This is a genomic window from Microbacterium sp. KU4F (assembly GCF_056868075.1).
Map to the genome: position 1 here is coordinate 1,212,951 of NZ_CP200324.1, position 13,632 is coordinate 1,226,582.

Genomic DNA, 13,632 nt, shown 5'->3' on the forward strand with positions numbered 1-13,632 from the left:
CGTCAGCTGGCGAGAACCTCTTCGAGCAGCACGCTGGCCTTCTCCTCGTCCGTCTTCTCAGCGAGCGCGAGCTCGGAGACGAGGATCTGCTTGGCCTTGGCGAGCATGCGCTTCTCACCCGCGGACAGACCACGGTCCTGATCGCGGCGCCACAGGTCGCGCACGACCTCGCTGACCTTGATCACATCGCCCGAAGCGAGCTTCTCGAGGTTCGCCTTGTAGCGGCGCGACCAGTTGGTCGGCTCCTCGGTGAAGGGAGCGCGCAGCACCTCGAAAACGCGCTCGAGACCGTCCTTGCCGATCACGTCGCGCACACCCACGAGGTCGACGTTGTCGGCCGGAACCTCGATGACCAGATCGCCTTGGGTGACGTTGAGCTTCAAGTACTTCTTGGTCTCGCCCTTGATGACGCGTTCCTTGACCTCGATGATGGTCGCGGCACCGTGGTGCGGATAGACGACCGTTTCGCCAACCTCAAAAAGCATGGAGTTATGTCCTTTCGGCAACGACCAGGATACCACAGGGCCCAATGCGCTAGGGTTCGCGCCCTCGCATCACATCCCCCATCCCCGCGCACCCGCCCGCGCGGCATCGCCGCCCGCCCGCCCCTCGAATGCCGAGTTGCGTCCGAATGCCCGAGTTGCGTCGCATATGCGCACATGCCACACATTTGCGCACCTGCGCCTGAGGTTTCCTGGCGCGGATGCGGAAAGGTGTAGCCCCATCGAGGCGGATATGGCGAGCGGCACGAGCGGAGTCCGCGAGCGGAGTCCAGGAACGGGAGCGACCCGCGCGACGAACGGGAGCGAGGGGTGGGACCCCGTAGAATGCTGGAGAAGCCGTCTGCAACCGGGAGGAACCGTGAAAACGCGCCTGATCGCGTCCGTCGTCGTGGCGGCTGCTGTCGCACTGGGAACGAGCGGCTGCGCCATGCTCTCGCCGCAGAGCACGACGATCCCCTACTCCCCCGCCGACGGACTGAACGTGCCGGCGTCGAGCGGACCGCTCGCCGTGCGCAACGCGCTCGTGGTCGCCAACGACGAGGGCACCGAGGGCAACTTCGTGGCCGCGATCGTGAACGAGAGCGACTCCTCGCAGGTGCTCAACCTCGAGGTCGGCGAGAACGCCGTCAAGCTGACCGTGCGTGTTCCGGCCGGCGACACGGTGAGCCTCGGCACCGAGGACACCGATCCCCTGCTCATCGAGGACCTCGGCGCCCGCCCCGGCTCGACCGTGCCGATCTTCTTCCAGTCCGGCGACGGCGAGGGTGCCCGGGTGGAGATCCCGGTCCTCAACGGCGACCTCGACTACCTGACGCCGCTCGTTCCCTGAGCGCAGCGCACGCGAAAGGGCGGGACACCTCCGGGTGCCCGCCCTTTCGCTTTGACCTCCGGCCGCAGACCTCCGTCCGCAGGCCTCAGGCCTCGAACCGGTAGCCGAGTCCGCGGACGGTCACCAGCATGACCGGATCGCTCGGGTTCTCTTCGATGCGCGAGCGGATGCGCTTGATGTGCACGTCCAGGGTCTTCGTATCGCCGAAGTAGTCGGTGCCCCACACGCGGTCGATGAGCTGCCCGCGGGTCAGCACTCGACCGGCGTTGCGCATCAGGACCTCGAGCAGCTCGAACTCCTTGAGCGGCATGTTGATCTCTTCACCGCCGACGGTCACGGTGTGACGGTCGATGTCGAGCGTCACCCGGCCGCCCTGCAGAACGCGCTCGTCGAGGTCGGCCTCCACCTGAGCGAAGCGGCGCAGGACCGCCCGCATCCGCGCCAGCAGCTCCCTGGCCGAGTAGGGCTTGGTGACGTAGTCGTCGGCGCCGAGCTCCAGCCCCACGACGATGTCCACCTCGCTGTCCTTGGCGGTCAGCATGATGATCGGCACAGACGAGACGGTGCGGATCTGACGGCACACCTCGGTGCCGGGCATGCCCGGCAGCATCAGGTCGAGCAGCACGATGTCGGCGCCGCGTTCACGGAACGCGGAGAGCGCGATGGCGCCGTCTTCGGCGATCTCGACCTCGAACCCCTCCCTGCGAAGCAGGTAGGCGAGCGGGTCGGCGAGGTCGGGCTCGTCCTCGACGATCAGGACGCGGGTCATTCGGTGACTCCGTTCGGGTTCGGTGCCGCGGTCGGAGACGCGACGGGGGTCTTCTTGGCCTTCTTGGGTCGACGGCGGCCGCGGGCGGCCGGTGCCTCGAGGTCGTCCGGCGGCGATGCGATCGGAAGCTGGATGGTGAAGGTCGAGCCACGCCCGACGCGCGACCAGACACGCACCTCACCGCCGTGGCGCTGGACGGCATGCTTCACGATCGACAGTCCCAGCCCCGTGCCGCCCGTGCGGCGAGAGCGCGCCTGATCCGAGCGGAAGAAGCGCTCGAACACGCGCTGCTGGTCCGCTTCGGAGATGCCGATGCCTCGGTCGGTGACCGCGATCTCCACGGAGTTGTGCACCTGCTTGACCCCGATGCCGACGCTGGAGCCGCTGGGCGAGTACGCGATCGCGTTGGCCACCAGGTTGCCGAGCGCCTCGGTGAGGATCTGCGTGTCGCCGCGCACATACAGGCCTCGCGTCCCGCCGCGCACGACCGTCACCCCGGCAGAGCCTGCGGCGAGCGCGTGCGCCTCGCAGGCGGCCGTGACGACGGAGTCCACCGACACGTCGCCGACCTCGGCGAGCTCGTCCGCCGACTGCAGCCGTGAGAGATTCATGACGCGCGACGTCAGGGAGGCGAGCCGCTGCGCCTCTGCGCTGAGGCGACCGGCGAAGATCCGTACCTGCGCGGGATCGTCCGCGGCCGACTCGATCGCCTCCGCAAGCAGGCTCACCGCGCCCACGGGCGTCTTCAGCTCGTGCGAGGTGTTCGCGACGAAGTCGCGGCGCATCTGCTCGACCCGTTCACGCTCGGTGATGTCGCGGATGACGATGAGCACAAGCTTCGGCGAGATGGTCGTCGCGCGGGCCGAGACCAGCCGGGGCTCCGCGGGAGAGGAGGAGCGTCGCAACGTCAGGCTCGCCGTGCTGATCCCTCCCGAGCGCACCGCGCGCGCGAGCTCGCGGATACGATCGTCCGGCACGACCTCGTCGACGTGGATGCCGAAAGCCTCGGCCGAGGCGGATGCGGCACGCACCGTCCCGGAACCGTCCACCACGATCGCGCTGTCGTCCATGGCGGCCAGGACATCCGGGACGCCCTCGGGAACGGCCGTCGAGTTGCGCGCCTCGACGCGCGCCCTGGCCCGCATCGCACCGATGATCAGGAGGGTGATCGACGCCCCGAGGACGACGCCCATGACCAGGGCCAGCAGCGCGAGCTGCGACGAGTTCATGGCTCCAGCGTAAATGGAAGCTGAACCCGCACCCCGTCTCAGACGCCTCCGGGGGCGGCAGCGCAGGTAACATTCACTCCCGCGGCACCGTTCGTTAACCTTCGACGGCGAGAATCGCCCGGGCCCGTCCCGTGCCGCCCACGATCACCCCAGGAAGGTGCCTGTTTCATGCGCGAGGTTTTCCAGCAGTCCCTCGACGAGGTCCGTGTCCGGCTCGTCGAGATCTCCGAGCTCGTCACCGAGGCCATCGAGAAGGCGACGAGGGCCTTCGGCACGAGCGATGTCGCGCTCGCCGAAGAGGTCATCGACAACGACTCCGTGATCGATGACAAGGCGATCGAGCTCGACGAGCTGGCGATCGACATCCTCGCCCGGCAGCAGCCCGTCGCGAGCGACCTGCGCACGGTCGTCTCGGCACTGCGCATCAGCGCATCGCTCGAGCGGATGGGCGACATCGCCGAGCACATCGCGCAGTTGACCCGTATGCGCTTCCCCGACCGCGCCATCCCGAAGGGCCTCAAGGGCACTTTCACGAAGATGGGCGAGATCGACGTCGACGTGGCCCGCAAGCTCACCGAGTTGCTGCGCACGCGCGACCTGGACCTCGCCGAGCAGCTGCGCAACGAGGACGACAAGCTCGACGAGCTGCACGTCAGCGTCTTCGAGAAGGTCCTCAGCGAGTCCTGGCAGGGCGAGGCGGCGGCGACGGTCGACGCGACCCTGGCGAGCCGTTACCACGAGCGCTTCGGCGACCACGCGGTGTCGGTCGCGAAGAAGATCGTCTACCTCGCGACCGGCGACTGGGCGCCGCAGTCCGAGGTCGAGCCCCAGATCTGACCTTGCAGACATACGGGAAGGGCCCGGATGCATCACGCATCCGGGCCCTTCCCGTGTCGGCTTACTTGCCCTGGTTGGCGACGGCGGCAGCGCCCGCCGCGGCGGCCTCGGGGTCGAGGTACTCGCCCTTGCCCAGCGCCTGCAGGTTCTCGTCGAGGCGGTACACCAGCGGGATGCCGGTGGGGATGTTCAGCTCGGCGATGTCGTCGTCGCTGATGCCCTCGAGGTGCTTCACGAGGCCGCGCAGCGAGTTGCCGTGGGCGGCGACGAGCACCGTCTTACCTGCGGTGAGGTCGGGGACGATGGCTTCGCTCCAGTACGGCAGGAGCCGGTCGATCACGAGCTTGAGCGACTCGGTGCGCGGCACCTCGCCGTCGATCCCGGCGTAACGAGGGTCGTTCACCTGGCTGAACTCGGATGCGTCATCGAGCGGGGGCGGCGGAACGTCGAAGGAACGACGCCACAGCATGAACTGCTCCTGACCGAACTCGGCGAGGGTCTCGGCCTTGTCCTTGCCCTGCAGCGCGCCGTAGTGGCGCTCGTTGAGACGCCAGGTGCGCTTGACGGGGATCCACAGACGGTCAGCGGCGTCGAGCGCGAGGTTCGCGGTCTGGATCGCGCGACTCAGCAGCGACGTGTGGACGACGTCGGGCAGCAGGCCCGCCTCGGCGAGCAGCTCGCCGCCGCGGGCGGCCTCGGCCTTGCCCTGGTCGGTCAGGCGCACGTCGACCCATCCGGTGAAGAGGTTGAGCTCGTTCCACTGGCTTTGGCCGTGGCGCAGCAGGATCAGGGTATGAGGGGTGGTCATGAGCCCATGATATCGACCGCGACGCTGGCATCATGGGGCCATGAGTCCTACGCCTTCGGGTCGCATCACCCGAGGCACGACGGGCACGAACCGCCTCCGCCGCGTGGACAGGTGGATCGCGCGCCACCGCGCGCTTCGGACGGCGGAGTCGGAGCCACTCGTGGTGGATCTCGGCTTCGGGGCGAGCGGCGTCACCGCCCTGGAGCTGGAGGCAAGGCTGCACCGCATCCGCCCGGATGTGCGCGTGTGGGGACTGGAGATCGATCCCGCGCGCGTGGCACGTGCTCGTGCGCAGCTCGAGAGCGTCCGCGAGGGCACGACGATCTTCCGCCCCGACGCGCGGGTCTCGTTCGCCCGCGGCGGCTTCGAGGTCCCTGTATCGGAGCGGCCACGCGTCATCCGTGCGTTCAATGTGCTGCGTCAGTACGACGAGGACGAGGTTCCGGCGGCCTGGGAGCGCATGGCGTCGCGTCTGGATGCGGGCGGCTTCCTCGTCGAAGGCACGTGCGACGAGCTCGGGCGCATCAGCACGTGGGTCGAGATCGGCCCCGATGCGCTGCCGCGCACGCTGACGATCTCGCTGCGGCTGACCGGTCTGGAGTTCCCCTCGATCGCGGCCGAGCGTCTACCGAAGGCGCTGATCCACCGCAATGTGCCGGGAGAGCGTGTGCACGAGCTGCTGCGCGCGCTGGATGCCGAGTGGACGCGCGCGGCGCCCCTGGCGACGTTCTCCCCGGCGCAGCGGTGGCAGGCGGCGCTGGCGGCGCTGGAAGCGGACGGCTGGCCCCTCCGGCAGCGTTCGCGGTGGCGCCTGGGCGAGCTCACGGTGCCGTGGGAGCAGGTGGCGCCTCGCTGAGAAGCGTCTCACCTGACGGGGCCGCGGCCTGGGGAAGGCCGTGTCAACCCACAGGATGCAGAGTCCGCTCCCCCACGGAGAACCACGCCTTCCGGATGAGCCCGTCCTGCACCTCGTAGACGCACAGCACCTCGACGTGGCCAGGGCCTTCGGGGAAGGTTCGTTGTACGAGCTCGTGATCGACGACCATGGACCCGACGACAGAGCGGTGCAGCAGCACACCATTCAGATCCAGTTCGGCGAACCGCTCGAGGTGCCGTTCGCGAACCTCCTGAAGTCCACGTGCCACCAAGACATCGGGGAAAAGGTAGTACTCGCAGTCCGGCGCCCACCACCGCATGAAGTCGTCGATGTCGCGGGCGTTGTAGGCCTCAAGCTGCGCCTGAACCGGATCCGTCGTGCTGCGATGAGGCATACATCCACCGTATTCCGTCCTCCCGGCTCGCTCCGTCGCCGCGGGAGGCCTAGATGCGGGGCATGGCGGCCCGCGCCTCGTCTTCGCTGAGTCCGGTCGCGACCAGCAGATCGACCGTGAACGGGCGCAGGGCGGAGATGACGCTGTGCTCGCCGGCGGAGGCGCCGGGTGCGAGCTGCGCCGGATCCAGGTGGCGGGCGACGGCCCGCGCTGCTTCGCGTGCGGGAATCTGCTGTGCGATGTCGTCGAGCGACTCCCCCACGAGGGCGAGGGCCCGCGCCAGGGACCGCAGCAGGTCGGCGGGGATGGGGCGCGGAGCGCCGTCGTCGATGAGATAGCCGGATCGGCGCGCCACGACGCGGAGATTGCGTACCGCGAGATCCGTGGCCGCCATGACGCGGCGGTACCGATCGAGCTCTGCGCGGCGCCTGCGCAGGAACGGGGAGATGCGCGCGACCGCGACGGCGGAGTCGAGAGATTCCTGCCAGGCCCGTACGAGCGGATCGAGCGCTCGGGCCTTCTCCAGTGCACGCTCCGCACGCGAACGGTCCCCGTCCTCCAGCGCACGGATGAGGGTCACGGTCGCGTCGTCGATCGCGGCGAAGAGCGCACGCGCCTCGCGCAGCACCTCCGCGCGAGGATTGCGGGGAACGAGGGCCGTCACCAGCAGTGCGGCAACGCCGCCGACCGCACCGTCCGCCAACCGGCTCCACGACGCCTCGGTCGGTGCCATCGGGAACAGCAGGACGATGAGGCCCTGGATCGCCGCGGCGATGGCGAAGCCGGGCTGCGGTGACAGCGCCCTGGCGACGAACACGACCACAGCGAGGGTGATGCCGAGCTGCCACCAGCCGGGACCCACCAGGCGCAGCAGGACCTCGGAGATGACGATGCCGAGCAGCATCCCGGCCACCGTCTCGGCCACGCGCCGCGGTCGCGCGTCGCGCACCAGCCCGAGGCTCGACACCGCCACGGTGCCGGCGAGCACGGGAGCGGAGTGTCCGAGCACGAACAGCGAGAAGACGTACGCGCCCATCGCCGCCGCCGTCAGCTGGGCGATGGCGGGCAGATCGGTGACCGCCCGCGACAGGCCGGGTCTCGGATCGAAGCGCTCTCGCAGCCGCGTCGACACGCTCGTGGTGTCGGCGCCGCCCGGGGGAACGGTCACCGCCGGCGCGAGAGTCGAGGCAAGCGCGGCACGCCGGCGCTGGCGCCCGCATCCGGCGGCACGACCGTGGTGACGGATGCGGCGACGTCGCCGTCTGCCGTGCGCACGACGACATCGGCCTCGGTGTCGGCTGTGCGTTTGATGACGGCCAGAGCGATGGGGCCGTCCTCGAAGTGGCGGGCGGCCGAGGTGATGCGGCCGATCTCCATATCGCCGACGGCGACCACGTCGCCGCGCGCGGGCAGGGATTCGGCACTGCCGTCCAGGTGCAGGCTGACCAGACGACGCGGCGGGTGACCGAGGTTGTGCACCTTCGCCACCGTCTCCTGCCCGCGGTAGCAGCCCTTGTCGAGGTGCACCGCGGTGCGGAGCCAGTCGAGCTCATGCGGGATCGTGCGCTCGTCGACCTCGTCCGCGAAACGGGGACGCCACGCGGCGACGCGCAACGCCTCGACCGCGAGCTCGCCGGCGAAACCGATCTCGCCGGATACGGCCCGCTGCGCCAGCCGCGCGGCCTCGGAGGCATCCACGAGTGCCTCGTTCCAGCTGCGCTGACTGCCCGGGTGCTCTTCGACGGGACCGTACGCGGCGCCGCCGACGGCGACCCCCGGCCACGGGTCGTGCCAGACGAGCGGCGTCTCGCCGACGGTGAGAGGACGGATGAGGGCGAGCCCCGCATCCGTCGCGCCCACCACGGCGACCTCGGTCGAGGCGTCGCGGACCTGGACCCGAAGACGGAAGCGCATGCGGCCCAGCCAGGCCGCGAGGGCGGGGGCATCACCCGCATCCGCGATGAGCCAGGTCGTCTCACCGTCGTCCAGCACGGCTGCCGCATGCTCGACGCGGCCCTGCGGGTCGAGCACCAGGAGTTCCGTCGACACCCCGGGCTGCAGCTGCGCGAGCGCCTGGGTCGTGATCGAATCGAGCCAGCTCAGCCGGTCGACGCCCGTGACGGCGATGACGCCGCGGCCCCCGCGCGGCGCGATGGCCGTGCCGCGCTCCAGCGCACGCTGTTCACGCATCGGATCTCCGACGTGCAGCAGCACATCGCCGTCGGTGATCGCGCCGGCGGGCGAAGCGATCATCAGTCCACCTTCGCCAGGCGGGCGGATGCGTGCGAGCCGAGCTCGGATCCGAGGGCGGCGATATCCCACGCCCAGAGCAGATGCCCGTCGACCAGGCCATACAGCCGGGTGGCCGCCGTGTAGGCCTTGGTTCCGGGCGCGGCGATCACCGCGTCGGTCGCGATGTCGATGCGCGGGCCGCGGATCTGACCGAGATAGAGCTCGCTCACCCCGTCGGCGTGCACGATGTTCGCGGCGATCTCGAAGCCGCCCTCGGGGGTGCGCAGCGCCTCGACGTCATCGGCCGTGCGTGCCGGCTCGTCCGAAACAGCCGGGAGCAGTCCCGGCCCCGGATCTCCGGGGCCCTGCGGTCGCACGACACGCCAGAAGCCGACCTCGGAGACCAGCAGACGGCGCGATTCGCCGTCGCCGACCCACGCGGTGGCGGAGTAGTTGACGGCATCTCCGCCGTCGTGGCTGAAGCTCACGCGGTGCGTGAACTCACCCGAGAAGTGGTGACCGTCTGCCTCGTAGTCGATCACTCCGGTCCCCTCCCAGACTCCCAGGAGCCACGAGAGGGGTGCGAGGTCGGCGGGCAGATCGGTGGGGAGCTCGATCATCGCCCGCTCCGTCAGCGCTGGCCGCGGTAGAGGTTCCAGACCACGGCGCCCGAGACGAACGCGATGGCGAGGGAGGCGAGCACGAGCAGGCCCACGAAGAACATTTCGAGCGCGACCAGGTCCATGCGCCCCATGGTAGCCCGTCCGCGAAGGCGATGGGCTCAGCGCGTGCTGGCGATGAGCGAGGAGAGCGCGACCGCCACGCTGATCACTCCCAGCACGAGCAGGGCACCGAGGCTGCTGAGCGCCACGCGCTGGATGAAGCGCTGCACCCGGCCGTACGCCAGCTGGATGGCGAAGGCGAGGATGACGGACGCGGCGAGCGCCAGCGTCATCAGTGTCGCGTGCCACGGCGACGGGACGAACAAGGCGACGGCGAGCCCCGCGACGGCCGCGAACACCCAGACGGCCAGGATGCCGCCGAAGGGCCGACGTGGCGCCAGTTCCGGTGTCGTCATACGATCATTCTCACGCACGGGAGCGCGCGCTGCACGTCGTGCGTCCCGGTGAGATCTGCGTGCCTCGCGGCTGCGCATAAGATGAGGCACGACGCGGACCCCGCCCGGAGGGTGACTTTGGCACAGCTTCTCGTTCTGAGTTCCGCCGGTAGCGCGCCCGCGCTCCCGGCGCTGGAGCTGTTGAGCCATCGCGTCCGCCAGATCCCCGCCGAACCCGCGCAGCTGGTGAACGCCCCCAACGCGGACGTCGTCTTCGTCGATGCACGCCACGATCTGGTCGGCGCCAAGTCGCTGTGCAAGATCCTGACCACGACGGGACTCGATGCACCACTCGTGCTCATCGTCACCGAGGGCGGTCTGACCGCGGTGTCCACCGATTGGGGCGTCGACGACGTGATCCTGGTGGGAGCCGGGCCCGCCGAGGTCGACGCCCGCATCCGACTCGCCGTCGGGCGCCTGTCGAAGGAGCAGGTCTCGACCCGCATCCAGACCTCCGGCATCACTATCGACGAGTCCTCGTACTCCGCCAAGGTGCACGGCAAGCCGCTGGATCTGACCTACAAGGAGTTCCAGCTGCTGCACTTCTTCGCGACGCATCCGTCGCGGGTGTTCACCCGCGAACAGCTGCTCAGCGAGGTCTGGGGCTACGACTACTTCGGCGGCACACGCACGGTCGATGTGCACGTGCGGCGCCTGCGCGCCAAGCTCGGCGATCTCGAGCAGCTCATCGGCACGGTGCGCAACGTCGGTTACCGCTTCAACGTGTACGAAGAGGATCAGATCCCGGCTGCCGGGGAGCGCGCCGGATCCTGACCCCTGCGGAGTTCACACTCGTGTCACCTCTGGCTGCAAGGATGTGGGAATGATCTCCGACGTGATGCTCGATGCGGGCCTGGGCGATGCCGACGACGACGACTTCGACGTCACCGACGGCGGTGACACCGAGCTGCCCGAGGCGCGGTATCTGGATCGTGAGCTGAGCTGGCTGGCGTTCAACCAGCGCGTGCTGGAGCTCGCGGAGGACCCGGCCGTGCCGACGCTCGAGCGCGCGAACTTCCTCGCCATCTTCGGCAGCAACCTCGACGAGTTCTTCATGGTGCGTGTCGCGGGACTCAAGCGCCGCATCATCACGGGCCTCGCCGTGCCGACGAACATCGGCCGCGCAGCCCAGGACGTCCTCGCCGACATCTCCCGGGAGGCCCACGCGCTCCAGCTGCGTCACGCCGAGGCCTGGCAGCGCCTCGTGCGACCCGCACTGGCGGATTCCGGCATCGAGGTGATCGGGTGGGGCGATCTCGACGAAGACGACCGTCTGCGCCTGTCCGACTACTTCCAGTCGCAGGTGTTTCCGGTGCTCATGCCGCTCGCGGTGGATCCGGCACACCCCTTCCCCTACATCTCGGGTCTCTCGCTGAACCTGGCGATCCGCATCCGCAACGCGAAGACGGGCCGCCAGGAGTTCGCGCGCTTGAAAGTGCCGCCCATGCTGCCGCGGTTCGTCGAGGTCTCGCGCGTCGGCGAGCGCGTGCGCTACCTCGCGCTCGAGGATCTGATCGCCAACCACCTCTCCGACCTCTTCCCGGGCATGGAGATCCTCGACCACCACGCGTTCCGGCTCACGCGCAACGAAGACATGGTGATCGAAGAGGACGAGACCGAGAACCTCATCCAGGCGCTCGAGGCCGAGCTCATGCGTCGGCGTTTCGGGCCGCCGATCCGCCTCGAGATCACCGACGACATGGACGAGCTCACCCTCGATCTGCTGATCAAAGAGCTCGACATCACGGAGCAGGAGGTCTATCGCCTCCCCGGCCCGCTGGATCTGCGGGGCCTGTTCGACCTGTCGCGCATCGACCGTCCCGACCTGCACTACCCGCCGCACGTTCCCACGACCGCGGTGGCGTTCCAGCCCGGCGACAACAACGAGCGCGCCGACATCTTCGCCGCGATCCGCAAGGGCGACGTGCTCGTGCACCACCCGTACGAGTCCTTCGCCACCAGCGTGCAGGCGTTCCTCGAGCAGGCGGCGAAGGACCCGCACGTGCTCGCGATCAAGCAGACGCTGTATCGCACCTCGGGCGACAGCCCGATCGTGCAGGCGCTGATCGACGCCGCCGAGGCCGGCAAACAGGTGCTGGCCCTCGTCGAGGTCAAGGCGCGCTTCGACGAGGCGAACAACATCGTCTGGGCTCGCAAGCTCGAGAAGGCCGGCGTGCACGTGGTCTACGGCCTCGTCGGGCTGAAGACGCACTGCAAGCTCGCCCTCGTCATCCGCGAGGAGAACGGCGTGCTGCGCAGCTACTGCCACGTCGGCACCGGCAACTACAACCCGAAGACCAGCCGCATCTACGAGGACTTCGGCCTGTTCACCGCGAGCGACGAGGTCGGCCGCGACCTCACCCGCCTGTTCAACGAGCTGAGCGGATACGCGATCGAGAAGAAGTTCAAGCGGCTGCTCGTCGCCCCGTTGCACCTGCGCAAGGGGCTCGTCCGTCTCATCGAGCGCGAGCGCAAGCACGCGCTCGACGGCAAGAGCTCCGGCATCCGCATCAAGGTCAACTCGATGGTCGACGAACAGATCATCGACGCGCTCTATCGAGCCAGTCGCGCCGGTGTTCCGGTCGAGATCTGGGTGCGCGGCATCTGCAGCATCCGTCCCGGCGTCGAGGGACTGAGCGAGAACATCACGGTGCGCTCGATCCTCGGCCGCTACCTCGAGCACTCCCGGATCTTCGCGTTCGACAACGACGGCGACCCCGAGACCTACATCGGCTCGGCCGACATGATGCACCGCAACCTCGACCGTCGCGTCGAAGCGCTCGTGCGCATCACGGCGCCCGCGCAGATCGCCGAGCTGAGCGAGCTGTTCTCGCTCGCCATGAGCGAGAACACGAGTTCCTGGTGGCTCGCCGGCGACGGCACCTGGACGCGGCATTCCACAGACGCCGAGGGCAAGGCGCTCGTCGACCTGCAAGACAAGACGATGTTCCAGGTGCAGCGTCGTCGGCGCTCGAGGGCGGTGCGATGACGCACACCGCCGTCTATGCCGCGGGCGGAATCGTCTGGCGCCGGGTCGAGGACAAGCTGAAGATCCTCCTCATCCATCGCACCCGGTACCGCGACGTCACCCTTCCGAAGGGAAAGGTCGACCCCGGCGAGGCGCTGGTGGAGACGGCCGTGCGCGAGATCTTCGAGGAGACCGGCATCGCCGTCTCACTCGGACTCCCGGTCGGCGTCTCCCGCTACACGCTGCCCAGCCGGCGCGAGAAGGTCGTGCACTACTGGTCGGCGGAGGCCACCGACAGCGCCATCCGCGCGTCCGCGTTCGTGCCCAACAAGGAGATCGCGGCCATCGAGTGGGTGAGCCCGAAGAAGGCGCTCAGCTACCTGAGCTACCCCGTCGACGTGGAGATCGTGGAGAACTTCCTCCGCTTCGTCGACGACGGCGTGCTGGAGACGTTCCCGATCGTCGTGCTGCGCCACGCGAAGGCCACCCCGCGCGACGAGTGGTCGAAATCCGATGCGTCCCGTCCCCTCACCGCGCGCGGACGCAAGCAGGCGGAGGCGATCGTCGCACCGCTGGCCTCGTTCGGCATCCGTCGGATCGTGTCGTCGGATGCGGTCCGCTGCACCGAGACCGTCGCTCCCCTGGCTGCCGCCCTCGGACGCTCGATCAAGACGAGCGAGCTCATCAGCCAGGATGCGTGGGAAGAGGGCCGCGCTGACGCCCGCACGGTCGTCGGCAAGCGGGTGCGCTCGCGCAAGCCCGCCGTGGTGTGCAGCCACGGGCCCGTGCTGCCCGACATCCTGCACGAGCTGGCCCTCGCGACCGGCACGCTGCGCGGCTCGTATCTCGGCAGCGCCTCCGCGCTGGAGGTCGGCGGCTTCTCCGTGGTGCACCTGTCGCGCACGAACCCCGGTTCAGGCATCGCCGCGATCGAGACGCACCTGCCGAAGGTCTGACACGTGTCGCACGCGATCCGCGTGGTGTGGACGACACGAGAGGGCGCTGACCGTCGCGCGGTGGCCGCCCGCCTCGTCTTCGAAGCCACCGGGCGCACCCTCCGGCACGGCCC

Annotated in this window: 15 protein-coding genes; 6 read left to right on the plus strand and 9 right to left on the minus strand. The window is 69.2% G+C overall.

Annotation, left to right across the window (positions count from 1 at the left end; all coding sequences use genetic code 11):
* Positions 1 to 2 precede the first annotated feature (2 nt).
* Positions 3 to 485 carry a CarD family transcriptional regulator gene (locus AC1VNH_RS06150; RefSeq protein WP_137417676.1) on the minus strand — a complete coding sequence of 161 codons (483 nt, stop codon included), beginning with the start codon at positions 483 to 485 and terminating at the stop codon, positions 3 to 5.
* 376 nt (positions 486 to 861) lie between these two features.
* Between AC1VNH_RS06150 and AC1VNH_RS06155 the strand changes: the two genes are divergently transcribed.
* Positions 862 to 1,332, plus strand: coding sequence for a DNA modification methylase (locus tag AC1VNH_RS06155; RefSeq protein ID WP_344227940.1), 471 nt, complete (start codon positions 862 to 864; stop codon positions 1,330 to 1,332).
* A gap of 85 nt (positions 1,333 to 1,417) precedes the next feature.
* Here AC1VNH_RS06155 and AC1VNH_RS06160 read toward each other — a convergent pair whose 3' ends face one another.
* Together AC1VNH_RS06160 and AC1VNH_RS06165 are read right to left on the minus strand one after the other, a co-directional pair.
* Complete coding sequence (locus tag AC1VNH_RS06160; protein ID WP_344227938.1) at positions 1,418 to 2,101, minus strand: response regulator; 684 nt, start codon at positions 2,099 to 2,101, stop codon at positions 1,418 to 1,420.
* Positions 2,098 to 3,330: a sensor histidine kinase gene (locus tag AC1VNH_RS06165; protein ID WP_483110350.1), complete on the minus strand. Its 1,233-nt coding sequence runs from the start codon at positions 3,328 to 3,330 to the stop codon at positions 2,098 to 2,100. The genes AC1VNH_RS06160 and AC1VNH_RS06165 overlap by 4 nt, the downstream gene beginning before the upstream one ends.
* Positions 3,331 to 3,498: 168 nt before the next feature.
* On the opposite strand from AC1VNH_RS06165, the gene phoU reads away from it, so the two are divergent.
* Positions 3,499 to 4,167 (plus strand): phosphate signaling complex protein PhoU, encoded by a 669-nt coding sequence (phoU, locus tag AC1VNH_RS06170; protein ID WP_274285939.1) that lies wholly within the window; start codon positions 3,499 to 3,501, stop codon positions 4,165 to 4,167.
* Positions 4,168 to 4,228: 61 nt separating this feature from the next.
* Here phoU and AC1VNH_RS06175 read toward each other — a convergent pair whose 3' ends face one another.
* A complete protein-coding gene (locus AC1VNH_RS06175) occupies positions 4,229 to 4,975 on the minus strand; it encodes a phosphoglyceromutase (protein WP_243231399.1) in 747 nt (248 codons plus the stop codon).
* 40 nt (positions 4,976 to 5,015) lie between these two features.
* Here AC1VNH_RS06175 and AC1VNH_RS06180 point away from each other — a divergent pair, with 40 nt between their 5' ends.
* Positions 5,016 to 5,831, plus strand: coding sequence for a class I SAM-dependent methyltransferase (locus AC1VNH_RS06180; RefSeq protein ID WP_483110353.1), 816 nt, complete (start codon positions 5,016 to 5,018; stop codon positions 5,829 to 5,831).
* A gap of 43 nt (positions 5,832 to 5,874) precedes the next feature.
* Here the strand turns inward: AC1VNH_RS06180 and AC1VNH_RS06185 are convergent, their stop codons facing one another.
* From AC1VNH_RS06185 to AC1VNH_RS06205, 5 genes are all read right to left on the minus strand, one after another.
* The gene (locus AC1VNH_RS06185; protein ID WP_483110355.1) at positions 5,875 to 6,246 is read right to left on the minus strand and encodes a nuclear transport factor 2 family protein; all 372 of its coding nucleotides are present in this window, start codon (positions 6,244 to 6,246) and stop codon (positions 5,875 to 5,877) included.
* Between the two features lie 49 nt (positions 6,247 to 6,295).
* The gene (locus AC1VNH_RS06190) at positions 6,296 to 7,414 is read right to left on the minus strand and encodes an FUSC family protein (protein WP_483110357.1); all 1,119 of its coding nucleotides are present in this window, start codon (positions 7,412 to 7,414) and stop codon (positions 6,296 to 6,298) included.
* Positions 7,411 to 8,499, minus strand: a complete 1,089-nt coding sequence (ygfZ, locus tag AC1VNH_RS06195; RefSeq protein WP_483110359.1) for a CAF17-like 4Fe-4S cluster assembly/insertion protein YgfZ — start codon at positions 8,497 to 8,499, stop codon at positions 7,411 to 7,413. Before ygfZ ends, AC1VNH_RS06190 begins: the two co-directional genes overlap by 4 nt.
* Positions 8,499 to 9,098: a nitrobindin family protein gene (locus tag AC1VNH_RS06200; RefSeq protein ID WP_483110361.1), complete on the minus strand. Its 600-nt coding sequence runs from the start codon at positions 9,096 to 9,098 to the stop codon at positions 8,499 to 8,501. Before AC1VNH_RS06200 ends, ygfZ begins: the two co-directional genes overlap by 1 nt.
* Before the next feature lie 161 nt (positions 9,099 to 9,259).
* On the minus strand, positions 9,260 to 9,556 hold the full coding sequence (locus AC1VNH_RS06205) for a hypothetical protein (protein WP_243231409.1): 297 nt from the start codon (positions 9,554 to 9,556) through the stop codon (positions 9,260 to 9,262).
* Positions 9,557 to 9,673: 117 nt separating this feature from the next.
* On the opposite strand from AC1VNH_RS06205, the gene AC1VNH_RS06210 reads away from it, so the two are divergent.
* The 3 genes from AC1VNH_RS06210 to AC1VNH_RS06220 are packed head-to-tail and all read left to right on the plus strand — an operon-like array spanning position 9,674 to position 13,519.
* Positions 9,674 to 10,369: a response regulator transcription factor gene (locus AC1VNH_RS06210; RefSeq protein WP_460737635.1), complete on the plus strand. Its 696-nt coding sequence runs from the start codon at positions 9,674 to 9,676 to the stop codon at positions 10,367 to 10,369.
* 49 nt (positions 10,370 to 10,418) lie between these two features.
* Positions 10,419 to 12,584, plus strand: coding sequence for an RNA degradosome polyphosphate kinase (locus tag AC1VNH_RS06215; RefSeq protein ID WP_483110363.1), 2,166 nt, complete (start codon positions 10,419 to 10,421; stop codon positions 12,582 to 12,584).
* Positions 12,581 to 13,519, plus strand: a complete 939-nt coding sequence (locus tag AC1VNH_RS06220) for an NUDIX hydrolase (RefSeq protein ID WP_483110365.1) — start codon at positions 12,581 to 12,583, stop codon at positions 13,517 to 13,519. The genes AC1VNH_RS06215 and AC1VNH_RS06220 overlap by 4 nt, the downstream gene beginning before the upstream one ends.
* Positions 13,520 to 13,632 lie beyond the last annotated feature (113 nt).

Bases quoted from the DNA above. Each gene is read 5' to 3' on its own strand.
- AC1VNH_RS06150 (WP_137417676.1), bottom strand. From the start codon at position 485: ATGCTTTTTGAGGTTGGCGAAACGGTCGTCTATCCGCACCACGGTGCC.
- AC1VNH_RS06160 (WP_344227938.1), bottom strand. From the start codon at position 2,101: ATGACCCGCGTCCTGATCGTCGAGGACGAGCCCGACCTCGCCGACCCG.
- AC1VNH_RS06165 (WP_483110350.1), bottom strand. From the start codon at position 3,330: ATGAACTCGTCGCAGCTCGCGCTGCTGGCCCTGGTCATGGGCGTCGTC.
- phoU (WP_274285939.1), top strand. From the start codon at position 3,499: ATGCGCGAGGTTTTCCAGCAGTCCCTCGACGAGGTCCGTGTCCGGCTC.
- AC1VNH_RS06175 (WP_243231399.1), bottom strand. From the start codon at position 4,975: ATGACCACCCCTCATACCCTGATCCTGCTGCGCCACGGCCAAAGCCAG.
- AC1VNH_RS06180 (WP_483110353.1), top strand. From the start codon at position 5,016: ATGAGTCCTACGCCTTCGGGTCGCATCACCCGAGGCACGACGGGCACG.
- AC1VNH_RS06185 (WP_483110355.1), bottom strand. From the start codon at position 6,246: ATGCCTCATCGCAGCACGACGGATCCGGTTCAGGCGCAGCTTGAGGCC.
- ygfZ (WP_483110359.1), bottom strand. From the start codon at position 8,499: ATGATCGCTTCGCCCGCCGGCGCGATCACCGACGGCGATGTGCTGCTG.
- AC1VNH_RS06200 (WP_483110361.1), bottom strand. From the start codon at position 9,098: ATGATCGAGCTCCCCACCGATCTGCCCGCCGACCTCGCACCCCTCTCG.
- AC1VNH_RS06205 (WP_243231409.1), bottom strand. From the start codon at position 9,556: ATGACGACACCGGAACTGGCGCCACGTCGGCCCTTCGGCGGCATCCTG.
- AC1VNH_RS06215 (WP_483110363.1), top strand. From the start codon at position 10,419: ATGATCTCCGACGTGATGCTCGATGCGGGCCTGGGCGATGCCGACGAC.
- AC1VNH_RS06220 (WP_483110365.1), top strand. From the start codon at position 12,581: ATGACGCACACCGCCGTCTATGCCGCGGGCGGAATCGTCTGGCGCCGG.